Genomic DNA, 21865 nt, shown 5'->3' on the forward strand with positions numbered 1-21865 from the left:
CTGCCCCCACGCACCGCAGCGCGGCCGTGCCGCGCGCACTCCAGGGACGTACCGAGCACGAACCGGCCGTCGCGACGGCCGTAAGCGGGGAGGAAACCCATGAAGATCTTCCAGCCGATGCTCTTCGTCGGCCTGGGCGGCACCGGTGGCCTGGTCGGCGCCGAACTCGAACGCAAACTGCGCGCCGAGCTGTGCGGGCCGGACGGCGTCGCGCTCAGCCACCTCAGCGGACACGCCCCCTACCAACTGCCTGACTGCCTCCAGTTCGTCTACGCGGACTACAGCGAGTCCGACCTCCAGCGGCTGCCCCAGTTCAACGTGGACCCCTCGCTGCGGGCCGCGTACGCCCGTACCTCCCGGGCCACCCACAACCTGCTGCCGAACTTCGACGCGTCACCCGAACTGACCAAGATGCTCCGGGCGAGCCTGCGCGACGAGGTCGCCGACTGGCTGCCGCCGCGCATCGACGAACCGAAGGTCACCCCGCTGCACAACGGCGCGGGCCAACTGCCCACCGTCGGACGCGCGGCCCTCTTCGCCACGCTCCGGCACAGCCTCGCCCCGGTCCTCGAACCGCTGCTCCAGGCGATCGACGCGATCGCCAAGTCGGCCGGTGAACTGGCCGAGCTCGGCGGCGGCAAGGTCAACGGCTGCGACGTGTTCGTCGCCTTCTCGGTGGCCGGCGGCACCGGCGCCGGGATCTTCCTGGACTATCTGCACCTGATCAACCACGCCTTCCAGCTGCGCCGCTTCGACGGCGTGAAGATCTACCCGCTGGTCGTGATGCCGTCCTCGTTCTCCTCGGCGGGCGGCGGCGGACGGGAGGCGGAGCTCAATGCGGCCCGCGCGCTGGTCGACCTGTTCCGGCTGGTCGACGCGCAGAACGCGCCGAGCGAGGGGACGGAGATCGGCGACCTCGACCTGGACCTCGACTCGGGGCTCGGCATCCGCTACCCCGGCACGACACCGATCCGCCTGCGCACCGGCATCCTGCCCACGGCCTTCCTGTTCAGCCCGACCGCGGGCATCCGCCAGGACGACCTGCGCCGCTCCATCGTCTCCCTGGTGATGTCGCTGATCGGCACCGAACTGGGCGACAGCCGCCCCAGGGGCCGGGCGACGGCGACCGACGACGACTTCCAGACCTTCGCCGCGAGCTTCATCAACCGGGGCGTGCACCGCAGCGCCGTGTCCCCCACCGGCATCGGCCGGCAGGGCGTCTCCACCAGCCTGGTGGCCTCCATGACCGCCCCCATGGACCAACTGGCCGACCTGGTGGCGGGCCGGCTGCTGCGGGAGGCGGTCACCGACCTCGTGGAGCGGCCCCGTACCGCGCTGCGCGACAACGCGGTGCCGCTGATCCGGCAGCTGTTCGCCGACTCCCACCTCGAAGAGCTGTGGGAGCGCAAGCAGTTGGACCTCCCGGAGCCCGATCCGCTGCCACGCGGTGGCAAGGCCATCGAGCAGGCGCTTGGTGAACGCCTCACGGACATGCAGCGGCTGCTGTCCGACCTCCAGTCCTTCGCGGACCGGCAGGCCGCTTCGATGGCCGACCGTTTCGCCCCGCGCCCCGCCATCGACAAACTCCTCCAGAGCGTGGATCCCTTCCTCGCCGAACGCATCGTCAGAGGCGTCCCGGGCAGCGACGAACCGATCGCCCGGCTCGGCTTCCTCGGCATGCTCGACAGCCGCTCCCGCGCTCCCCAGCGCCCGCCGGGCGTGACCGACCAGCCGCCCAAGACCCCCAGGATCAAGGGCCGGCTGGCCGGTATGTCACCGGCCCGCTGGGGCGACGACGACGTGCAGGCGGCGCTCCAGGAGCAGGACCTCTGGTACCAGTGGCGCAGCCGGACCGTGTGGCACGAGACCTGGCGGGAACAGCAGCAGCAGTGGCAGCCCCCGGCGGCCACCGCCGGGGCCGACCTCGGACGCCTGGTCAACGCCTTCCGCAAACACTCCGACCAGGAACGCAAGGTCTCCGCGCAGAAGGGCCTCGAACTGTACGAGGACCGCACCGGGATCTCGTATCTGCTGCCGCCGCAGCGCACCCTCAACCACTTCTACGAGGACGTCGTCACCCGGCTGATCCGACGGGAGGGAATGCGCGAGAACGACGACGAGGCCGCGCTCCTGCTCAGGATGATCGACGGGGACACCTGGCGCGAGGTCCACACCCTCAGCCGCCGCAATCCGGACAACGCGGTCGCGGTCGTCAAGGCACAGCTGGAGGGCCGCATCACCCGGCTGTTCGCGGAGAGCGGCGAACACCTGGAGGAACGGCCGCTGCTGCCGGCCATGGGCACCCTGCTGGCCGCCGCGGCGGGTGACGCGGACGCCGCCGACCAGGTCAGCAAGGAGGCGCTCGATCTGTTCGGCCGCAAGCTGACCGGGCTGCTGCCGGTGGGCTTCACCCCGGAGGGCACCGGGCCGCTGCGGGTCCTCGTCACCCACCCGCGCGTGCAGGCCGTGGAGGAGGTGCAGGAGTACCTCGGCAAGGCGCTGCGGCTGCCGTCCGACGCCAAGAACTCGGTGGAGTACCGGGGAGTGGAGAGCGACTCCGTCACCGTGGTCCTCTTCCGCAGCGAGATGAGCCTCACCCAGGTGCCCGAAGCCCGCAAGGTGCTGCGCCAGTGGGCCAGGGCGAAGGACTCCGAGCAGGCCCAGGACGTACTGCGCTGGCGGCAGCGGCTCGGCTACCGGGACAGCTGGATGGTGAGCAGCGAGGAGGACCGCCGCGTCATCCTGCACCGGCTGCTGTGCTGCATGTGGAACGGCCAGGTCGACGTGGTGGACGGCGACCCGGCGTCGCCGGAGCGGCTGAGGCTGCGGCTGTTCCCCGAGAAGGGCGCCCATGTACCCGGCGTCCGGCTGCGGTTGGGGGACTTCCCCGGCGGGGTGTCGAGCTGGGCGGAGCTGCTGCGGTCGTACGAACGCTGGACCGTTCTCGACGACGAACGGACCGTGGAGGACTACTGCCGCGAACTGATGGGAACTCAGCCGCTGGGTCTCGCCAGGAGCGCGAGCGAACCGCATCCGCTCTTCGTCGAACTCGTCGAGAAGACCGCCCCGCGTCAGCTGGAGCTGCTGGCCGACCGCCGACAGCGCGGCGGCGAACGGGTCGAGGGATGGGTGCGCCCGCTGTGGGAGTTCTGGGCGAAGGCACTGCCGGCCGCGCTGGACACCGAGTTCGGGGACCAGCGCGCCGTCCAGCCGACCCTGCGCACCCTGCTGGAGCACGTACGCGGCGGAACTCCCGCGCCGCGCGTCCGTAAGGAGTTCCCCGAACCCCGGCATGCCGTGTCCGATGACGACGACTGGGGCACCGCACCGCGCGCCTCCTTCGACAAGTACCCGAGCGGCACCGAGGAACGTCCGCGCCGCGCGTCCGTGGACGACTACGACGACGGGTACGACGCCGAACGCGCCGAACGCGCCGAACGCGGTGATCGGGGTGACCGCGCCGACCGGGCCGATCGCGGTGACCGGGGCGACCGTGTCAACGGGCGCTCCGACGGCGCCGACCGGCCCTCGGTGCCCTGGGACGAGCCCGGTGACCCCGGCCCGTACGGCGACGAAGGCGAGCGCGAGCGCTCCCGCCGCAATCCCTGGGACGGTGACCCGGAGTGAAGACGTCCGAAGACCTCGGCACCGTCATCCAGCTGGACCTGCGCAGCGGCGCGGCGGAACTCGACACCGCCAAGGCCCTGCGGGCCAGTGTCGCCCGGCAGTTGGGCCGGGCCGGGCTGCCCGAACCCGACGACCCGCTGTTCCTGGTGGTCGACACCCCGGCCGGGCTGACCGACCACCAGCGGCAGTACGAACTGCTCACCGTCTACCGGGCCGTGGGCGAGGTCAGGATCCTGGTCCTGCTGGTGGGCAGCGCACCCGGTTCGTACGCGGGTGAGGACGAGGCCTTCCAGCCCGACCGGCGCCTGGTGCGGCCCGCGGTGCTGCGGGCCTCGGGCACCGCCCTGCTGTGGGCGGGCGATCTGCGCTCCGCGCGCACGGCGCTGGAACAGCCCGAGCCCGACGCCCCGGAGGCGCTCGCCGTCCTGGTGGACGTGCTGTCGGTCCCGGACGTCTATCTGAAGGTCCTCGACGGCCTCGGGTCGCTGCCCGACGCCGTCGCCGCGCCCGGTGTGCGGCTGCTGGAGCAGGACCTGCCGCTGGAGGTGCGCGACCGGGCCTGGCGCGACGCGCTCCTCAGGTTCGCGGGCGAGGACGGCGAACTCGCCCCCGACCTGCTGGTGACCGCCTCCTCCGGCGCCGATCTGCCGGAGCCGCTGCGCAGTCTGGTGGCGGGCCGGGGCGGCCGCGACCAACGGCACCGCGAGCCGGGCGGCGTGGCGGACAGCACGTACGCCGCCTGCGCGCAGGCCCTCGACTACGCCGAGGACGCGCTGGCCGGACTGCGGTCCCTGCCCGGGCTGTTGTGGGCCTCCCGCAGGCAGGCGTTCGAGGCGGACCTCGACCAGGCGCACCAGGCGATCGACGAGTACCGGGACCTCGTCGGCACGGCTCTGCGCGGCGGCGGCTCCGGTACGGCGCCGTCCGCCGCCGAGACGGCGGCCCGGCTCGGGGCCCTCGGTCTGCGGGTGCCCTCGGCCGAGGGCATGGGGGAGCGGATCGGCGAGGGACTGCGGGAGTTCGCCGGAAAGCTGCTGGGACAGGGGCTCGCCCTGCGGTCCGTGGCCCAGCGCTTCACCGGGCTGGCCGGGCGGGTGGAGCCCGTCCCGGGTTCGGCACTGGTGCGCAAACTCGCCGACCACTCCACCGAAGCGGTGTCCCGGCGGCCCGCCGTGGGGAACGGCCCCGTGGCCACGGGGCGCGGCGCACTGCCCGCGGCGGCCGTGGCGGGGCTCCTCGGCGCCCTGTGGCGGGGGCCCCTGGCGGCGCTGGCGATCGCCGTCCCGCTGGTGTTCGTCGCGGTGGCGCTGCTCGGCGCGTCCAGGCTGCGGGGCGCGGGACGCCCCGGCCGATGGGGCTGGGGACCCCGGGCCGCGGCACTCGGCGGCGCCGCGGCCGGTGTGGCGATCGCGTACGCGGTCGAGCCCCCGCTCTGGCTGAGCGCCGTCGGTCTCCTGGCGGGCCTTTGTGTCGCGGTGGAGACGGCACGCCGACTGTGGCGCGCCGCGATCGACTCCTGGGCGGCCCACCACGCCACCACCGTGCTGCGCAAGGCCCTGGACGGGCTCGACGCGCTGCTGGCCGAGGCGGTCCGTGAACACTGGGCCGTCGAGGAGCGCCTGCACTGCGCCGACGCCGCCCGGTCCGTCGCCGGCATGCTGCGGGCGACGGCGGCCGCCGCGGCCGCCGAGGCGGTGCCGGAGCCCGAACGCCCCACGGTCACCCGCGCCTCCGGCACCGAGCCGCTCGACACGGACGACTGGCTGACCAGTACCTCGGTCCTGGAGACGGACGCGTTCGCGGTGTCCGACGACGGGGACAGCGACTGGGCGAGCGCGTACGCCTGGCAGGACGGGGCTTCGTGGAGCGAGCCCGGCGAGCCCGGCGCGCGGGGTGAGTTCGCGGAGTCCGCCGGGCCCGCCGAGCCGTGGGCGGACCGCACCGCGGGGGTTCCGCGCTGGCTGGACCGCGAGAACGGGGAGGGCGGACCGGAGCTCGTCGCCGCCCTGTCCGGTGATCTGACGGACGCCGCCATGGTGGCGATGGAGCCCTACTGGGGTGCCGTCGAGCGCGGCCAGGCCGGCGCCCTCGCCGTCCGGCGCACCGAGGAACGGGTCCGCGACCTGCTCTCGACGGCCCGCCGCCACCTCCAGCACAACGGCGTACTGGCGCCGCCCCCGTTCGCCGCCGACCACCGCACCCGGGCCGGCTCGGCGAACCTGCTGGGCACCGACCCGCGCCGGGTGGCCGACCTGGTCGGCACGGAGGCGGACCGGCAGGCCGTGGTCCAACTCTCCTCACCCGAACAGGGAACGCTGCTCAGCAGGGACCCGGCGGCCGCGGTGTGGATCAGGTTCGCGCCGGGGGCCGTGCGCGACGAGGTCGAGAAGACCTGGCGGACCACCGGCTGCGTACCGCCGGAGCAGACGCTGTGGACCTCGTCGGGACGCTACGCCGGCCTGGTCCGGCTCACCCCGCTGCGGATGGGCGTGGTGGACACCGTCCGCTCCCGCCAGAACTCCCCGGCCGACGGGCTCGACCCCTACGACCACGAGGACGCGTACGACCACGAGGACGGCGACAGCTGGTGACCCGCACCCCGCATCCCGGCCCGGCGCACCCGTACGACCGAGAGGACGGCAACCGCTGGTGACCAGCACCTCGCACCCCCACCTGACGGAGTCGGACGGTCCGCGCTGGAAGACGCTCGCGTTCACCGTCCCCTCGGGCCGGCGCCGGGTCGCCCCCGTCCGCTTCGGCCCCGAGTCCCGCCGCGATCCGCTGCTGCCCCAGCTGATCCGCAACGGACTGCTCGACGACGAGGGGCAGCAGTGCGTCCAGGTCCGCCTGAACGCCACCGACGCGGCGAACCCGGCCGCGCGCGCCCTGCTCGACGCGGAGGCGGGCACCGCCCTGCAACTGCACCGGGCGCTCGACGACACGGAGTACACGGCGCTCTTCCCGAGGATCGTCGGCTACGAACCGGACGCGGCCGAGCCGTTCCTGCTGTACGCCGCGCCGCGCGGCACCGCCATCGCACGTACCCATGTGATGTCCGCGACCGACCAACGGGTCCTCACCCGCGACCTGATGCTCGCTCTGTGCCTGCTCGACAGCCAGGAGCTGGTGCTGCGGGGCATCTCGCCCGCCACCGTGCTCTGGGACGGCGCCTCGGTCCAGCTCTGGGGACTGGAGGGGGCGGCCCGTACCGGACGGCCGAGGAGCCGGTGGGGCCGGGCGCCCTACTGCTCGCCCGAACAGCGCCGGGCTGAGGGGCTCGTCGACTCCCGGGACGCGGTGTGGAGCGCCGCCCAGGTGCTCTACCAGCTGGTGACGGGCAGGCCCGGCCCCGGTGACCGGGCACCCACCGACCTCGGCGAACACCGGGTGCTCGCCGAGACGCTGCGGGGCGCCTTCGCCCCGCTGGCCGCCGACCGGCCGACCCCCGCCGAACTGCTCGACCTGCTGGCACCGGGGGCCGCCCGGCGCGTCACGCTCACCGTGCCCGCCGACGAGACCCGCGCGCACCGGGAGGCGTTCGAGCAGGCGCTGCGCCTCAAGCAGCAGGCACCCGTCACCCACCAGGAGTCCAGGACACCGGCCGGGCGCAGCAGCGACGGCCGGGTGCTGTGCCCGTACTGCCTGGAGCACATCCAGCTCGACCTCGCCTCACTCTTCGTCACCGACAGCAGGATGCAGTACAAGCCGCTGGACGTCTCGACGATCGGCAACGCCCTGCGCCGCCAGGACGTCATGCGAGGCGCCGTCCAGAAGTGCACCGCGGACCGGGACTTCCCCGAGCACTTCATCCCGGTGCCCTACCTCACCTACGGCCGCCCGCTGACCGTCGCGATGGTCGGTCAGTCGTCCACCGGCAAGAGCCATCTGCTGACCCAGATGATCGCGGAGATCACCGACGGCGGCCTGGAGCCGTTCGGTCTGAAGTGGCAGTCCGTAAACCCGGAGCAGCACGCCCGGTTCGTACGGGAACGGGTGCAGCCGCTGCGCAACGGCAAGGTCCTCGACCACACCGGCGCCCTCGGCCTGGACGGCTTCGCCCGCTTCGTGGAGTCCCTCCTCATCACCGACGCCCACGGGCAGGTACGGCCGGTCGCCTTCTTCGACCTCGGCGGCGAGGACCTCGTACGGACCGACGCCGCGCTGCGCTTCCTGCTCGGGATCGACGCCCTGATCTTCGTCGTCGATCCGGCGCTGGCCCTTCCGCTGCCGCATCTGGACCACGCCAGGGAACGCTGGGGTGTCGAGGTGAACCGGGACGGCGACCTCGCCTTCGGCACCGTCCTCGACCGGCTGCCGAAGAACGGACCGTATCTGGACGTGGCCGCCGCGATGGTGCTCGGCAAGGCGGACCTCCTGCGGTTCCAGCCGCCCGTCGACCGCTGGCTCGGCCAGGCGCCGGCCACCTCCCTGGACCCCGAACGGATGCGTGAGGAGAGCCGGGACGTGTACGGGCTGCTGCGACAGCACGCCGGGCCGGCCTGGCTGCGTCCCTTCGACGCGATCCGCCGGTGCACCCTGCATGTCGCGTCGGCCACCGGCGGCCAGGAGGACCAGGGCCGTTATCCGGCGGGGGCGGGGCCCCGGCGGGTGCTGGAGCCGCTGCTCGCGCTGCTGGCGCTGCACGGGATGGTCGAAGTGCCGGGCGGCGCCGAGGCGTTCGCCGTGGGAGAGGCGCCCGCGTTCGAGGCGGTGCCGTCGGGGAGGGCCGGACGAACCGGGGGAGCGGTGGGAACTGTGAGGGAGACGAAGTGAGTGACTTCGGGGATCGGAGGAGTCCGGCCACCCACGGGGAACAGGCCGGCGCGCACGGGCCGGGCGATGGCGGCACCGGAGGCTCGGTGCACCAGGTCGTCTTCCGGTGGGACGGCAACCAGGGCCGCCAGGGCACCGGCATGAAGGCCGTCGCCCATTCCTGCTCGGCCGGGCGCGCCGAGGAACTGGGGCGGGAACTGGGCCCGCTGCTGTGGGTGTCCGGTACGGCCGCCTCGCGGCAGAGCGTCGTACGCACCCTGTCCCGCGACGGCGACGTCATGCTCGTCCAGCGCTGGCCCACCACCGACCGCGGCGGCCGGCCCAGCACGATCAGCCATGTCCTGATCGGTGACCCCGGAACCCTGAAGACCCGCCAGTGCCTCGGCCTCTCCTACGGCGGCTGGGGCAGCCGGGAGTCCGCCGAGAAGGCCTCCGGACGCCAGCGTGTGATCGAGTGCGCGCAGCTCGACGCGCTGGCGCGCAAGCGGCTCCCGGCCATGCTGGAGCTGCTGCCGGCGGTCAAGCGCGCGCTGATCCTGGTCGCCGCGGAGTGGCTGCGCGATCCGGCGCAGCGGGTGTCGCTGCTCGCGGAGGACAAGGGGCAGCCCGGCTGGCCGGACCAGGACGCCGTGCCGGTGGCGTATCTGGGGCTGTTCCTGCTCTTCGGGCCCTGGCTGGGGCAGGAGTGGACGTTCGCCACCCACGACACGGTGGACACCCATCAGCTGCGTCTGACGTGCGTCCCGCGCTGGGAGCCGGACGCGGGCGGGGCCGGTCCGCTGGCCCGGGTCATGGGCCGTCGGGTCACCCCCCAGTTCGAGCACAAGGCGGCGGCTCGACTGGTGGACCACCTCCTCGACCACCTTCTCGCGCACCCCGAGGCCGCCCCCGGGGTGCCCCAGCTGGTCGAGGAGCTGGCCGGCGGCGCGGAGCTGGAGTGGACGCGGCGGCGCGTCCTGCTGAACGAGATCCTCAGCACCGACCGCCGAACCGGCACGCGTACCGACGCGCCCGCGCCCCGCTCTGCGGAACCGGGCCCGGCCGGGGAGGGGGACGAGGACCAGGAGCGGACCGGGACGACGCCCGCGCCGCGGCCCCCGAAGCCGTACGCGTACCCAGACCCGTACCTCGACCCGCACCCGGATTCGTACTCGGACCCGTATCCGGACACGTATGGGGACCCGCATTCGAACGCGTATGCGGACCCGGCGCCCGCGGATTCTCCCGCCGCGGATTCTTCTCCCACGGCCCCTGCGCGACCCCTGCGGACGCCGGTCCAGACGCCGGTCCAAACGCCCGCCCACGAGGCGTACGGACTCCACGAGGACCTCCGTGACCATCGGCGCGGGAACCACATGCAACGCGGTCTCCTGGCGGCGCGTCTGCGTACCCTGCCCGACGAGTTGCTCCTGCGCGAGCTGCGCTCCGCCGATCTGCCGGCGGAGTCCGTGGAGCTCCTGCTCGACGAGCTGGGGACCGACCATCGCGTCCAGGAGCGCCGACCGGAGATGCGGCACGACCTGTGCGCGGAGGTGCTCCACAACGGCCTGTACTGCACGCCGTACGGACAGGGACCGGAACCCGTTTCCCGGACGGCCATGGTCACCCGGGCCGCCGACCTCTTCACCTGGGCCGTCGCCCCGCTGGCCCGGGACGAACGCTATCTGCGCGATCTGCGCGAGCTGCTCCACCGCATGACCCGGGACAGCCACCCCACCGGGGGCAACTGGCTCCGCCAGAGCATCATCGCCCCGGCGAACGGCCAGGCCCCCGACCTGCCGCCCGTCCTGTGGCAGCAGATCCTGCGGGACGTGCTCAGCCGGGGCGAGCGAGTCCCCTCCGCCCCTCGGTCGCCCTACGCCGTCCCGGCGCCCACGACGGCCCCGGAACCCTCCTCCACCCCGCCGAGACCGCCCACCCTCACGTCCCGGCTCTCCGACCTGGCGAACAACCCGGGCTGTGTGATGGGAGCAGGCTTCGGCGTGATCGCCGTACTCCTGACGATCGTCCTCATCGCCCTGTGAACACGAGCCCGCCTCCCCGCCACCGGCTGTCCGGGCGATCAGGTGTCCTCGGTGTGTCCGGGGCGGGGCAGGGCAGGAGTGGGGAGGGCCATCGCTCGGGTGGGCCATGGCCGCTCGGGATCACCAGTGCTAGAAAGGTCACATGGCGAATCGTTTCGCCGGTTTTCGCCGCTTTTCACTCAGGCCACTGGTCAGCAGGAGCCCGCGAAGCGTAGCCGGGCAGGTGTTCGTACTTCAGGTGGCCTTGGTCGTGCTGCTCGTGGCCTGCGGTGTGTTCGCCCTTGCCCTGCAGTCGGAGCGGGACACCACCGCCGAGGCCAAGCGCCGCTCCATAGCCACGGCGGAGACCTTCGCGCACTCTCCCGGGGTCGTGGCGGCACTGCGGACCCCCGACCCGAGCAAGATTCTCCAACCGGCCACCGAGGCGGCCCGCAGGGCCGCCGGGGTCGACTTCATCGTGGTCATGGACACCAAGGGCATCCGCTACACCCACCCCATACCGAGCCTGATCGGAAAGCGGTTCGTGGGCACGATCGGGCCGTCGCTGGCGGGCAGGGTCTACACGGAGAGCGTCCACGGCCCGCTCGGCCACGAGGTGCAGGCCACCGTTCCCATCAAGGACGGCACGGACAAGGTGGTGGGCCTGGTGTCGGCCGGTCTGAAGGTCAAGAACGTGACCAGTGAGGTGGACCGGCAACTACCGATCATCCTGGGCGCCGGGGCCGGGGCGCTCGTGGTGTCCACCGGGGTGACGGCACTGGTGGGCCGACGGCTGCGACGGCAGACCCACAGCCTGGCCCCGGACGAGATGACCCGCATGTACGACCACCACGACACGGTGCTGCACTCGGTACGCGAAGGAGTGCTCATCGTCGCCGGCGACGGGCGGCTGCTGCTGGCGAACGACGAGGCCAGACGGCTGCTGGAGCTGCCCCCCGACGCCGAGGGGCGGCTCGTGTCGCAGCTGTCGAACCTCGAACCCGAGACGGTGGAGCTGCTCGTCTCCGGGCGTGAGGCCACCGACGAGGTGCACTTCGCCGGGGAGCGGTTGCTGGCGGTCAACCAGCGGCCCACGGGGCGCGACGGAGGCATCGAGGGAACGGTGGTGACGCTGCGCGACTCCACCGAGCTCCAGGCGGTCACCGGCAGGGCGGAGGTCGCACGGGAGCGGCTCAAGCTGCTGTACGACGCAGGACTCGGCGTCGGTACCACTCTGGACGTGCGGCGCACCGCCGACGAGCTGGCGCGGGTCGCCGTCCCCCGCTTCGCAGACTTCGTCACCGTCGATCTGGCCGACGCCGTGCTGCACGGCGAGGAGCCGGCCCCCACGGCGACGGACCTGCGACGCATCGCCGTGTGCGGCATCCGGAACGACCATCCGCTCTACGAAAGGGGCCGACTGATCGACTTCGTGCCCTCCACGCCCCAGGCGCGCGGCTACGGCAGCGGCCGCTCCGAACTGGTGACGGACCTGTCGACCGCCGTGGGCTGGCACGCGCAGGACCCGGAGCGCACCAAGGAGATCATCGACTACGGCATCCACTCCCTCATCGCCGCCCCGATCCAGGCCGGCGGTGTCGTGCTGGGCGTGGCCAACTTCTGGCGCGCCAAGCAGCACGAGCCCTTCGACGAGGAGGAGCTGTCGCTGGCGGAGGAACTGGTGGCCCGTGCCGCGGTCAGCATCGACAACGCCCGCCGCTACACCCGCGAGCACGCGCTGGCGGTCACCCTCCAGCGCAGCCTGCTGCCGCGGGCGCTGCCCGAGCAGAGCGCCCTCGACGTCGGCTACCGCTACCTGCCCGCCCAGTCGGGCGTGAGCGGGGACTGGTTCGATGTGATCCCCCTGCCGGGCAGCCGGGTGGCGCTGGCCGTCGGCGACGTGGTCGGCCACGGGCTGCACGCCGCCGCCACGATGGGGCGGCTGCGGACCGCGGTGCACAACTTCTCCACCCTCGATCTGCCCCCCGACGAGCTGCTGAGCCATCTGGACGACCTGGTCGGCCGGATCGACCAGGACGAGCGGGACACGGATGGTGCCGCGGGCGTCGTGGGCGCCACCTGCCTGTACGCGATCTACGACCCCGTGACGCGCCGCTGTGTCATGGGACGGGCGGGGCACCTGGCGCCCGCGCTGGTCCACCCCGACGGAACCGTCACCTTCGTGGACGTGCCGACCGGGCCTCCCCTCGGCCTGGGCGGCCTGCCGTTCCAGACCGCCGAACTGGACATCGCGGAGGGCGCCCAGCTCGTCCTGTACACCGACGGCCTCATCGAGGACCGCAGACGCGACCTGGACGTGGGCATGGAACTGCTGCGCGAAGCACTGGCGGGGCACCCCGACCGGTCGCCCGAGGAGAGCTGCCAGGCCGTGCTGGACGAGCTGCTGCCCGGGCGTCCCAAGGACGATGTCGCCCTGCTCATCGCCCGCACCCAGGGGCTGCCGCCCGACCGGATCGCCGACTGGGACGTGCCGCTCGACCCGGCCGCCGTGTCCGGGATGCGCGACACCGTGTCCCGGAAGCTCGACGAGTGGGGCCTGTCCGAGCTCGGCTTCAGCATGGAACTCATCCTGAGCGAGCTCATCACCAACGCCATCCGCTACGGCTCCGAGCCGATCCACGTACGGCTGATCCACGACCGTACGCTCATCTGCGAGGTGACCGACAGCAGCAGCACCTCGCCGCATCTGCGCTACGCGGCGACCATGGACGAGGGAGGCCGGGGCCTGTTCCTGGTGTCGCAGATGGCCGAGCGCTGGGGCACCCGGTACACCCCCCAGGGCAAGGTCATCTGGGCCGAACAGGCACTGCCGCGGGTCACCGGGCAGCCCCGCCCGTGAACGCTGTCGGCAAGGATCGAGCTGGGCGCCCGGGGCGCGCTCAGGCGTGCGGAACCAGGTTGAGGTTGTGCCCCTTGCTGCGCACCACGCTCGCCGTGCACCAGTGGGCTTTCATGCCCTTGACCGTGTTGAAAAGGGCTCGTACGCCCCGACGGCCACCTCGGCCATGTCGCCCGCGGCACCGGTCTGGAGGGGCTGCGGGCCTACCTCGCCCGCTGGTTGCCGACTGAGCGCGGCTGACGCGTCGTACGCCAGCAGCCGTCGTTCTGAGTATGAGTTCGGTATGAGCCCGGTGTGACGACGGCGATGGCGGTGAGTGCGCTGGCAGGGCGGGGTCGGCGTGTTCGCACGGGTCTCGCGTCGGCCGTGGCCCTGCCGGCCACTCTTACCGAGGGTGAACGGCGTGTTGGTGACGGTGACCGCGGCGGGCGTATGCTGTGCGCTGTTTGTTTGAGGCACCTCGTTCGGTGAGGCGTCTTCACGGACACAGGCCACTGACCCGACGACGTCGAGAGACGCCCAGGTTCAGGACACCTCTCCCCGACTTAAGGGGTGAGGCCAAGTGGCTTCCCGCCCGCGGGTGGGATCACGCCGTGGAGTGCCAAAGCTCTGACGAGTTGGGGTGAACCAGGAGCATTGCGTCCTGGTCCGCTCCTTGCCGAGTCGTCGCGACACCTCTGTGGTGTCCCCGGCCGGAAGGAGGCGAGAGATGGACAGTAGTCCGGGCCATAGTCGGGCCCATTCCGCGTTGTCCTCGTCGTTCTCGCCGTCCTGCCGCGGCACGAGGCAGCCGATCACTCCCTGACCACCGTCCGGCACCGTCGCCGGACGCCGGCGCACGCCTACCCGTCCCAGCGGTCGGCCTGCACAGATCTCCTGGTCAGGGCACTTGGTGCTGCCTGGTGCCGCCCGGTGCCCCGTCGTCTTGCCGGGGCAAGGGGGTGTTCACCTTGACCACCAACACTCTGCTCATGTCCACCACCGCCCGCCTGCGCGGCCGCCGCGTCCAGCTGGAACGGCGTGCCACCGCGTCCAAGGCGGTGCGCGCGTCCCTGGTCTCGCTCGCAGGTCTGATCGGCGGGCCGGTCACCAACCAGGCCGGGGAGGAAGTCGGCCGGGTCGTCGACGTCGTCGCCCGGCTCTACGGCGCCGACCCCTACCCGCCGGTGACCGGCCTGGTCATCCGAGTCGGCCGCCGCCACGCTTTCCTGGCCGCCGACACCATGGAGAAGCTCCACGCCGGGCGGGTCGCCCTGCGCAGCGCCCGTCTGGACCTGCGCGAGTACGAGCGCCGTCCCGGTGAGGTGCTGCTCGCCCGCGACGTCCTCGACCATCAGCTCGTCGACGTCGACGGGGTGCAGGTCACCCGTGCCGCCGACCTGTACCTGGCCCCGCTGGCCGACCGGGTGGTACTGGTCGGGGTGGACGTCAGCCTGCCGACCCTGTTGCGCCGCCTCGGGCCGCGCCGGTGGCAGGCCCGCCCGACCCCGGAGCGGGTGCTGGACTGGCAGGCCATGGCCCCGTTCGCCGAACACGCCACCGACGGCCCCGCCCAGGTCCAGCTGCGCGCCTCCCGGAGCGCGCTGCACCGGTTGCGCCCGGCCGACCTGGCAGACCTGCTCGAAGACCTCGGCCGGACCGAGCGGCAGCAGCTGCTGCACATGCTGGAGCCCGCCGCCGCGGCGGACGCGCTGGAGGAGATGGAACCGGCCGAGCTGGAGAACCTGCTGCGCGAGGCCGACCCCGCCCACGCCGCCCGGCTGGTGGAGGAGATGGAGCCGGACGAGGCCGTGGACGCGCTGCGCGACCTGCACGAGGACGAGCGCGAGCGGCTGCTGGAGCGTATGCCCGCCGCCGAGGCCGCGCACCTGCGCCGGCTGTTGGCCTACCCGGAGGACACGGCGGGCGGTGTGATGACCACGCTGCTGGTCACAGCCCGACGCGAGCAGAGTGTCGCCGAGGTCCGCGCCGTACTGGCGGCGCAGTCCGAGCACCGTACCGAGATCGACGCGATCGCCGTGGTGGACGACGACGGCCGCCTGGTCACCGACATCGCGCTGTTCGACCTGGCGGTGGCCGAGGACACCACAAAGGTCGCCGATCTGACCGGCTGGCTCGCCCAGTTCGGCCCACCCTCGACCGCGCACCCCGACACCCGCCTGGCCGAGGCCGCCGAACAGTTGGTCGCCGCCCGTGTCTCCTCCCTCCTGGTCGTCGACGACCAGGGGCGTCCGATGGGCCGGATTCTGGCCGACGACGTCCTCGACACCCTGCTGCCCGAGCGCGGGCGCCTGCACTTCCGGAGGTTCCTGCAGTGACCCGCGATCTCGACACCACCGCGGCCCCGCCGGTCTCCGCGACCGCCCCCGGCCCCCGGCGGCGGGGCCTGGGGCGCCTCGCTGTGGTTGCCGCCATCGCCGGGCCCGGCCTCGTCGCCGCGAACGCGGGCAACGACGCCGCCGGGATCGCCACCTACGCCTCGGCCGGCTCCCAATTCGCCTACGGCACGCTCTTCTTCATGGTGCTGGTCACCGTCGCCCTGGTCATGGTCCAGGAGATGGCCGTCCGCCTCGGCGCGCACACGGGCAAGGGCCTGGGCGCGCTGATCCGCGAACAGTTCAGCCTGCGGCTGACCGGGCTGGCGGTGTTCTGCCTGCTGCTGGCCAACACCGGGCTGGTCGTCAGCGAGTTCGCCGGGATCGGCGCCGCCTTCGAACTCCTCGGCGTGCCCAAGTGGGCGGTCATCCCGCCGGCCGCGATCCTGCTGTGGTCACTCGTGCTGTTCGGGTCCTATCGGTGGGCCGAACGCATCTTCCTGATCATGTCGCTGGCGTTCTTCGCCTACCCGATCGCGATGATCCTCGGCCACCCGCACTGGGGCGAGGTCGGCAAGCACCTGGTCGTCCCGCACATGGAGCCGAGCAAGAGCTTCATCCTGCTGGCAGTCGCCCTGATCGGCACCACGGTCAGTCCGTACATGCAGTTCTACGCGGCCGCAGGCGTCGTCGACCGCGGCGCCAAGCCCGAGGACTACAAGCTCATCCGCGCTGACGCCATCCTCGGCGCCGTCTTCGCGTGCGTCATCAGCCTGACCATCATCATCGCCACCGCCGCCGCCATCGGCGGCACCGGCCCGCTCAACTCGGCCGCCCAGGCCGCCGAAGCCCTCAAACCGGTCGCCGGGCAGAACGCCGAACTCCTCTTCGCGCTCGGCCTGATCGGCGCCTCCGCGCTGGCCGGAGCGGTGGTGCCGCTGTCGGCCAGCTACGCCATAGGAGAAGCCGCCGGGGTGGAACGCTCCGTCTCCCGCAGCTTCCGCGACGCGCCCCTGTTCCTGGGCCTGTTCACCGCGCAGATCGTCCTCGGCGCCACGGTCGCGATGACCCCGGTCGACGTCATCCAACTGCTCATCGGCACCCAGGTCCTCCAGGGACTGATCAGCCCCATCGTGCTGGTCTACCTGCTGGTCCTCACCAACCGCCGCTCCCTGCTGGGCAAGGCGGCCAACAGCCCGCGCTACCGCATCGCCGCCACCACGGTCGTGGTCGGCGTCGCGGGCATGTCCACCATCCTGCTCGTCCAGACGGTCCTGGGCTGGTTCGGCCTCGGCTGATCCCCACCCCGAGAGGAAGTCGTGTCATGAAGAAGTACGGCCCCTACGTCGTGGCCACCGCCGTGCTCGCCTGGCTCACCACCATCGTGCTGCTGATCGCCCTCGACCCCCAGCCCGCCCCCTGACCTCGCGCCCGGCCGCGCATGAGGTCTGCTTTCCAAGGGCCGGCGGCTGCGACGGGAGGGGCTGAAGGCGTACAGGTCCAGGCAGTCGGGCAGCCGACTCGGCGGGCGATGAACCCGCGGCCCGTCAAGCACGTGCGCAACCTCGGGCGGTCACAACCAGCCGTTGCGCTTGAAGCCCCGGTGGATGAGGAAGCAGGCGATGGCGATGACGGCGAGGGCGAGCGGGTAGCCGAAGCGCCAGTGGAGTTCGGGCATGTGGTCGAAGTTCATGCCGTAGACGCCGCACACCATGGTCGGTACGGCGATGATCGCGGCCCAGGCGGTGATCTTCCGCGCGTCTTCGTTCTGGGCGACGGTGACCTGGGCGAGGTGGGCCTGGAGGATCGAGTCGAGCAGGGCGTCGAAGGCTGTGATCTGTTCCGTGGCGCGCGCCAGGTGGTCGGCGACATCGCGGAAGTACGCCCTTATCTCGGGCTCGATGATGCGCGTCGGCTGCGTGGCCAGCACCTGCAGGGGGCGGCCGAGGGGCACCACGGCCCGTTTGAGTTCCAGGAGTTCGCGCTTGAGCTGGTAGATACGGCCCGCGTCGGCGGCCTTGGAGCCTTGGGGTGAGAAGACGTCCGTTTCCACCTGGTCGATGTCGTTCTGGACGGTATCGGTGACGGTGAGGTACTCGTCGACGACGTGGTCGGCAATGGCGTGCAGCACGGCGGCCGGGCCCTTGGCCAGCTGGTCCGGGTCGGCTTCGAGGTCCTCGCGCAGCGGGCCCAGGGAGCCGTGGCGTCCGTGGCGGACGGTCACCACGAAGTCGGGGCCTGCGAAGACCATGATCTCGCCGGTGTCGACGACCTCGCTGGTGGCGGTGAGCTCTTCGTGCTCGACGTAGGCGACCGACTTGAAGACGGCGAACAGGACATCGTCGTACTGCTCGACCTTGGGCCGCTGATGGGCATGGACGGCGTCCTCGACGGCGAGCGGGTGCAGGCCGAACAGTTCGGCGACCCGGGCGAACTCCGTCTCGGTCGGCTCGTGCAGTCCCAGCCAGACAAAGCCGTGGCCGCGTTTGCGCACGCGGGCGACGGATTCCTCGACCGTGGGGGCGGTCTCCTGGCGGATGCCGTCGCGGTAGATGACACAGTTGACGACGGTGGAGCCGAGCGGGGAGCGGGCCGGGTGGCTGAGGTCCACCGGGCGCCCTCGCCGCGCGAGACGGGCGACTTTGCGCAGGTTGCCGACCATCGACATGCAGTACTCCTTCGCCGAGATCCGGCCAGTGTGCCAGGAGCAGGTAAGGCGCCTGCCAGAGCCGGTGCCTGCGGCGGAAGGCTCGGCAGAAAGAGAAGCATCCCGTGACAGTGACGGCCAGTCGCCGGACGACACGAGCCAGCGAGGCGTCGGCCCGTAGCGCCGAACTCCTACCTTGGTGTGGCCCGCTGGCTGGGCCTGGGGTCGTCACAGGCTCAGCCGGTTCGGCAGCACGCAGACGACGACGTCAGTACTGGCCTCAGTGCGGCAGCCGGCCGGAGGCCGCACTGGTTCTGCAGGCTCTGGTACCGCCGGTGCAGCGGCTCGACCGGCGTTCGCCGCGCAACTCCGCAGCCACGGGACCGCCTACCGGATCGTGGACCGCTCGCTCGACCGGGCCCGCGTAATACGGGATGCCGCAGATGGAGAAGTTCGGGTAGGCGTCGGTCACCACCACGGCGACCTCGCTGTCGGGATCCAGCTCGCGGGCGCGCAGGGCCGCGCTGACGCCGGCATCACTCCGGCGAGTTCACGTTCGAGGGCGGCCTTCGGCTTGGCGCCCACGATGGTCCACACGACCTCGCCGCCCTTGTAGAGGTGCAGCGTCGGGATGGACATGACGCCGTACCGGGCGGCGATGGCCGGGTTTTCGTCGCGTCGCTGTGCTCATGCCTGGGGCTCCGGCGCGATCTCCTTGATCAGGCCCTCGATCAGCACCTTGATTTCGTCCCGGATCGGACGTACGGCCTCGACGCCCTGGCCCGCCGGGTCCTCCAACCGCCAGTCCAGGTACCGCTTGCCCGGGAAGACGGGGCAGGCGTCGCCGCAGCCCATGGTGATGCAGACGTCCGACTCCTTCACCGCGTCGACGGTGAGCATCTTCGGGACCTCGGCGGAGATGTCGATGCCGACCTCGCGCATGGCCTCGACGGCGGCCGGGTTGACGCCTGCGCCAGGGTTGGAGCCGGCGGAGCGGACCTCGACACGGTCCCCGGCCAGGTGGGTCAGCCACGCGGCGGCCATCTGGGAGCGGCCGGCGTTGTGGACACAGACGAACAGCACGGAGGGCTTGTCGGACATCAGAGGTCTCTCTTGTCTCACGAACGGCATCAGGTGCGACTGATATCAGCACCCGCTGGTGTCAGTCACCACTGATATGAAAGTATCAGTCCATGCTGACGTCGGTCGACACTGATCTGATCCGGGTTCTGGCCGACCCGCTCAGGCTCCAGATCGTGACCTTGCTCGCCAAAGAGACGCTGTGCACCACCCACCTGGTGGAGGAGACCGGTGCCCGGCAGACCAACCTCTCCAACCATCTGAAGGTGCTGCGCGAGGCCGGGTTCGTCGAGACGGAGCCGTGCGGCCGGTACATCTACTACCGGCTCAAGCCCGACGTCCTCGCCTCACTCGCCGGCCAGTTCGCCGACCTCGCCGAGTCCGCTCGCACCGCCGCCGAGAACAAGAGGGCCTGCCCATGACCGCCGCCGAAGCCGCCCCGACCGCGGAGTCCGCGACACCTGCCGCTGCCCCCTCCTCCGTCGCGCCCGCGCCGGGTGCCACCCCGCCGCGCACCCCCCTGGTCGCCCGCGCCGCCGCCGAACTCATAGGCACCGCGGCGCTGGTGGCGGTCGTGGTCGGCTCCGGCATCCAGGCCACCGAGCTGACCAAGGACGTGGGCCTGCAACTGCTGGCCAACTCCACGGCCACCGTCTTCGGCCTCGGCATCCTGATCCTCCTGCTCGGCCCGGTCTCCGGCGCCCACTTCAACCCGGTCGTCACGCTGGCCGAGTGGTGGACCGCCCGCCGCGGCGGCGCCGGGGTCACCCTGCGCGAGGCGGCTGTCTATCTGCCCGCGCAGATCGTGGGCGCGATCGCGGGTGCGATCCTCGCGGATGCGATGTTCGGCGAGCCCCTCGTGAAGTGGTCCACACACGACCGCTCGGCCGGACACCTGCTGCTCGGTGAGATCGTCGCGACCGCGGGCCTGATCCTGCTGATCTTCGGCCTGGCCCGCGCCAACCGGCTGCAGTACGCCCCCGTGGCCGTCGCCTCCTACATCGGCGCCGCCTACTGGTTCACCTCGTCGACGTCCTTCGCCAACCCGGCGGTGACCATCGGGCGCGCCTTCACCGACACCTTCGCGGGCATCGCCCCCGGCTCACTCCTGGGCTTCATCGGCATGCAACTCGTGGGCGCCGTGGTCGGACTGGCACTGGTGGCCCTGATCTTCATGCCCGGACGATCGGCCGAATGAGCCACAGGACGCAGGCGGTGGTGATCGGCGGTGGCCAGGCCGGGCTCGCCACCGGTTACCCACCTGCGTCGTCTGGGCCTCGACTCGTCATCCTCGACGCCCAGACCACGCCGGGCGGCGCCTGGCAGCACGCCTGGGGCTCCCTTCGCTTGTTCTCCCCGGCCGCGTACTCCTCGCTGCCCGGCCGCCTCATGCCGGCACAGAGCGGCGAGGCCTGTCCCGACGCGCGGCACGTGGTGGAGTACCTGGCCGACTATGAGAAGCGCATCGTGGCTTCCTCCCATGCCGCCGCAAGTCAGGCGTCCTGAAGACTGTCAGTCATGACCACGACCCCGGAGTCCGACCGTCCCACGGCGTCTGAACAGCAGCGATGGCTGACCCCTGGGGTGCGTGGAATCGGCTCCGGCGGCTTCCTGGCGGACGTCGGCCACGAGATCCCCACCGCTCGGCGTCGAGGCGACGGTGCAGGTCGGCGATGACACGGTCGAATGCCGTTCCCGTCCGGCGGCGCCCGAGGACCTTCGCGCCGCCCACGGGGCCCAGGTGGTTGACGACATCGAAGAGCTTGGCGGCAGCGTTCAGGAGCCGGGCGGAGATCCGGCCGGCGCCGGGCGGCAGCCGCCCGAAGATCCGTAGCAGGACCAGCAGGGGCCGGATCAGGATGTAGCCGAAGAGCATGTGGAACAGCAGCTGCTCGTTGGTCCACCGGGTGCCGTCGGTGAGCCGGCGCAGGTCGGTCTCGGTGGCGTGATCGAGGAGCTGGTGGAACGCCGTACGGGCTCGCTCCATCTCCTCGTGGACGGCCTTGCGGTCCACAGCGGACTCGCTCAACGAACCCACCTCCGCTCTGCAGAGCGTGCTCAGCCCATGGCGCCGAGCATCTGCCCCATCGCCGCGACCACCGACGGTTCCACCCGGTAGTAGACCCAGGTGCCGCGCCGCTCGGAGGTGAGCAGCCCGGCTTCCTTGAGCTTCTTCAAGTGGTGGGAGACGGTCGGCTGCGAGACGCCGACGTCGGAGATGTCGCACACGCACGCCTCGCCACCCTCGTGCGAAGCGACCAGCGAGAACAGCCTCAACCGCACCGGATCGCCGAGCGCCTTGAACATCCGGGCGGTCTTCTCCGCCTCCTCGGCGGTCAGCGGACGCTCGGTGAGGGGCGGGCAGCACGGTGCCACGGCCTCGGAGACCTCGGGCTCCAGCAGCGGCAGCACCTTCATATTCGACATGTATCTATGTTGACATACGTCGAACCAGAGTGGCGAGGGGCGGTTTGCCCCAGTCGAGAGGGTCGTGCCGCGACACGATTACTCACTCCTCCGGTCTAATTTGATAGATGTCTATGTTGACGCTTATCGATAC

At 71.8% G+C, this 21865-nt stretch carries 13 protein-coding genes, 2 pseudogenes and 1 riboswitch; of the genes and pseudogenes, 10 read left to right on the plus strand and 5 right to left on the minus strand.

Translation table 11 applies throughout. The annotated features are described in order from the left end of the window. The first annotated feature begins 99 nt into the window (after positions 1 to 99). The 7 genes from ACFVWD_RS23995 to ACFVWD_RS24025 all read left to right on the plus strand — a co-directional run bounded on the left by ACFVWD_RS23995 (position 100) and on the right by ACFVWD_RS24025 (position 16876). Positions 100 to 3627 (plus strand): tubulin-like doman-containing protein, encoded by a 3528-nt coding sequence (locus tag ACFVWD_RS23995; RefSeq protein WP_389598824.1) that lies wholly within the window; start codon positions 100 to 102, stop codon positions 3625 to 3627. Beyond that, positions 3624 to 6218, plus strand: coding sequence for a hypothetical protein (locus ACFVWD_RS24000; RefSeq protein ID WP_389598826.1), 2595 nt, complete (start codon positions 3624 to 3626; stop codon positions 6216 to 6218). Before ACFVWD_RS23995 ends, ACFVWD_RS24000 begins: the two co-directional genes overlap by 4 nt. Before the next feature lie 58 nt (positions 6219 to 6276). Further along, positions 6277 to 8400: a hypothetical protein gene (locus tag ACFVWD_RS24005; RefSeq protein WP_389598828.1), complete on the plus strand. Its 2124-nt coding sequence runs from the start codon at positions 6277 to 6279 to the stop codon at positions 8398 to 8400. Next, complete coding sequence (locus tag ACFVWD_RS24010) at positions 8397 to 10424, plus strand: hypothetical protein (protein WP_389598830.1); 2028 nt, start codon at positions 8397 to 8399, stop codon at positions 10422 to 10424. The genes ACFVWD_RS24005 and ACFVWD_RS24010 overlap by 4 nt, the downstream gene beginning before the upstream one ends. A 142-nt stretch (positions 10425 to 10566) precedes the next feature. Beyond that, positions 10567 to 13263, plus strand: a complete 2697-nt coding sequence (locus tag ACFVWD_RS24015) for a SpoIIE family protein phosphatase (protein WP_389598832.1) — start codon at positions 10567 to 10569, stop codon at positions 13261 to 13263. Between the two features lie 452 nt (positions 13264 to 13715). Beyond that, positions 13716 to 13892: riboswitch (M-box (ykoK) riboswitch) on the plus strand. Between the two features lie 312 nt (positions 13893 to 14204). Next, on the plus strand, positions 14205 to 15581 hold the full coding sequence (locus tag ACFVWD_RS24020) for a magnesium transporter MgtE N-terminal domain-containing protein (protein WP_389598833.1): 1377 nt from the start codon (positions 14205 to 14207) through the stop codon (positions 15579 to 15581). Further along, a complete protein-coding gene (locus tag ACFVWD_RS24025; protein WP_389598835.1) occupies positions 15578 to 16876 on the plus strand; it encodes an NRAMP family divalent metal transporter in 1299 nt (432 codons plus the stop codon). Before ACFVWD_RS24020 ends, ACFVWD_RS24025 begins: the two co-directional genes overlap by 4 nt. Before the next feature lie 275 nt (positions 16877 to 17151). On the opposite strand, the gene ACFVWD_RS24030 is transcribed toward ACFVWD_RS24025, so the two are convergent. The 3 genes and pseudogenes from ACFVWD_RS24030 to ACFVWD_RS24040 form a co-directional block, all read right to left on the minus strand. Then, complete coding sequence (locus ACFVWD_RS24030) at positions 17152 to 18246, minus strand: magnesium and cobalt transport protein CorA (protein ID WP_389598836.1); 1095 nt, start codon at positions 18244 to 18246, stop codon at positions 17152 to 17154. Between the two features lie 447 nt (positions 18247 to 18693). Further along, a pseudogene (locus ACFVWD_RS24035) lies at positions 18694 to 18900 on the minus strand (thioredoxin family protein); the annotation flags it as partial. A gap of 12 nt (positions 18901 to 18912) precedes the next feature. Then, positions 18913 to 19326 carry an arsenate reductase ArsC gene (locus ACFVWD_RS24040; RefSeq protein WP_389598838.1) on the minus strand — a complete coding sequence of 138 codons (414 nt, stop codon included), beginning with the start codon at positions 19324 to 19326 and terminating at the stop codon, positions 18913 to 18915. Between the two features lie 92 nt (positions 19327 to 19418). On the opposite strand from ACFVWD_RS24040, the gene ACFVWD_RS24045 reads away from it, so the two are divergent. The 3 genes and pseudogenes from ACFVWD_RS24045 to ACFVWD_RS24055 all read left to right on the plus strand — a co-directional run. Further along, positions 19419 to 19727, plus strand: coding sequence for a helix-turn-helix transcriptional regulator (locus ACFVWD_RS24045; RefSeq protein WP_217568015.1), 309 nt, complete (start codon positions 19419 to 19421; stop codon positions 19725 to 19727). After that, the gene (locus ACFVWD_RS24050) at positions 19724 to 20503 is read left to right on the plus strand and encodes an aquaporin (protein WP_389598840.1); all 780 of its coding nucleotides are present in this window, start codon (positions 19724 to 19726) and stop codon (positions 20501 to 20503) included. The genes ACFVWD_RS24045 and ACFVWD_RS24050 overlap by 4 nt, the downstream gene beginning before the upstream one ends. Further along, a pseudogene (locus ACFVWD_RS24055) lies at positions 20500 to 20769 on the plus strand (pyridine nucleotide-disulfide oxidoreductase); the annotation flags it as partial. The gene ACFVWD_RS24050 and the pseudogene ACFVWD_RS24055, both read left to right, overlap by 4 nt. Before the next feature lie 52 nt (positions 20770 to 20821). Here ACFVWD_RS24055 and ACFVWD_RS24060 read toward each other — a convergent pair. Next, positions 20822 to 21334, minus strand: coding sequence for a DinB family protein (locus ACFVWD_RS24060; protein WP_389598842.1), 513 nt, complete (start codon positions 21332 to 21334; stop codon positions 20822 to 20824). A gap of 29 nt (positions 21335 to 21363) precedes the next feature. After that, on the minus strand, positions 21364 to 21732 hold the full coding sequence (locus ACFVWD_RS24065; protein ID WP_389598844.1) for an ArsR/SmtB family transcription factor: 369 nt from the start codon (positions 21730 to 21732) through the stop codon (positions 21364 to 21366). Between the last annotated feature and the right edge of the window lie 133 nt (positions 21733 to 21865).

This window comes from Streptomyces sp. NPDC058086, from assembly GCF_042885015.1.
Classification (GTDB): domain Bacteria; phylum Actinomycetota; class Actinomycetes; order Streptomycetales; family Streptomycetaceae; genus Streptomyces.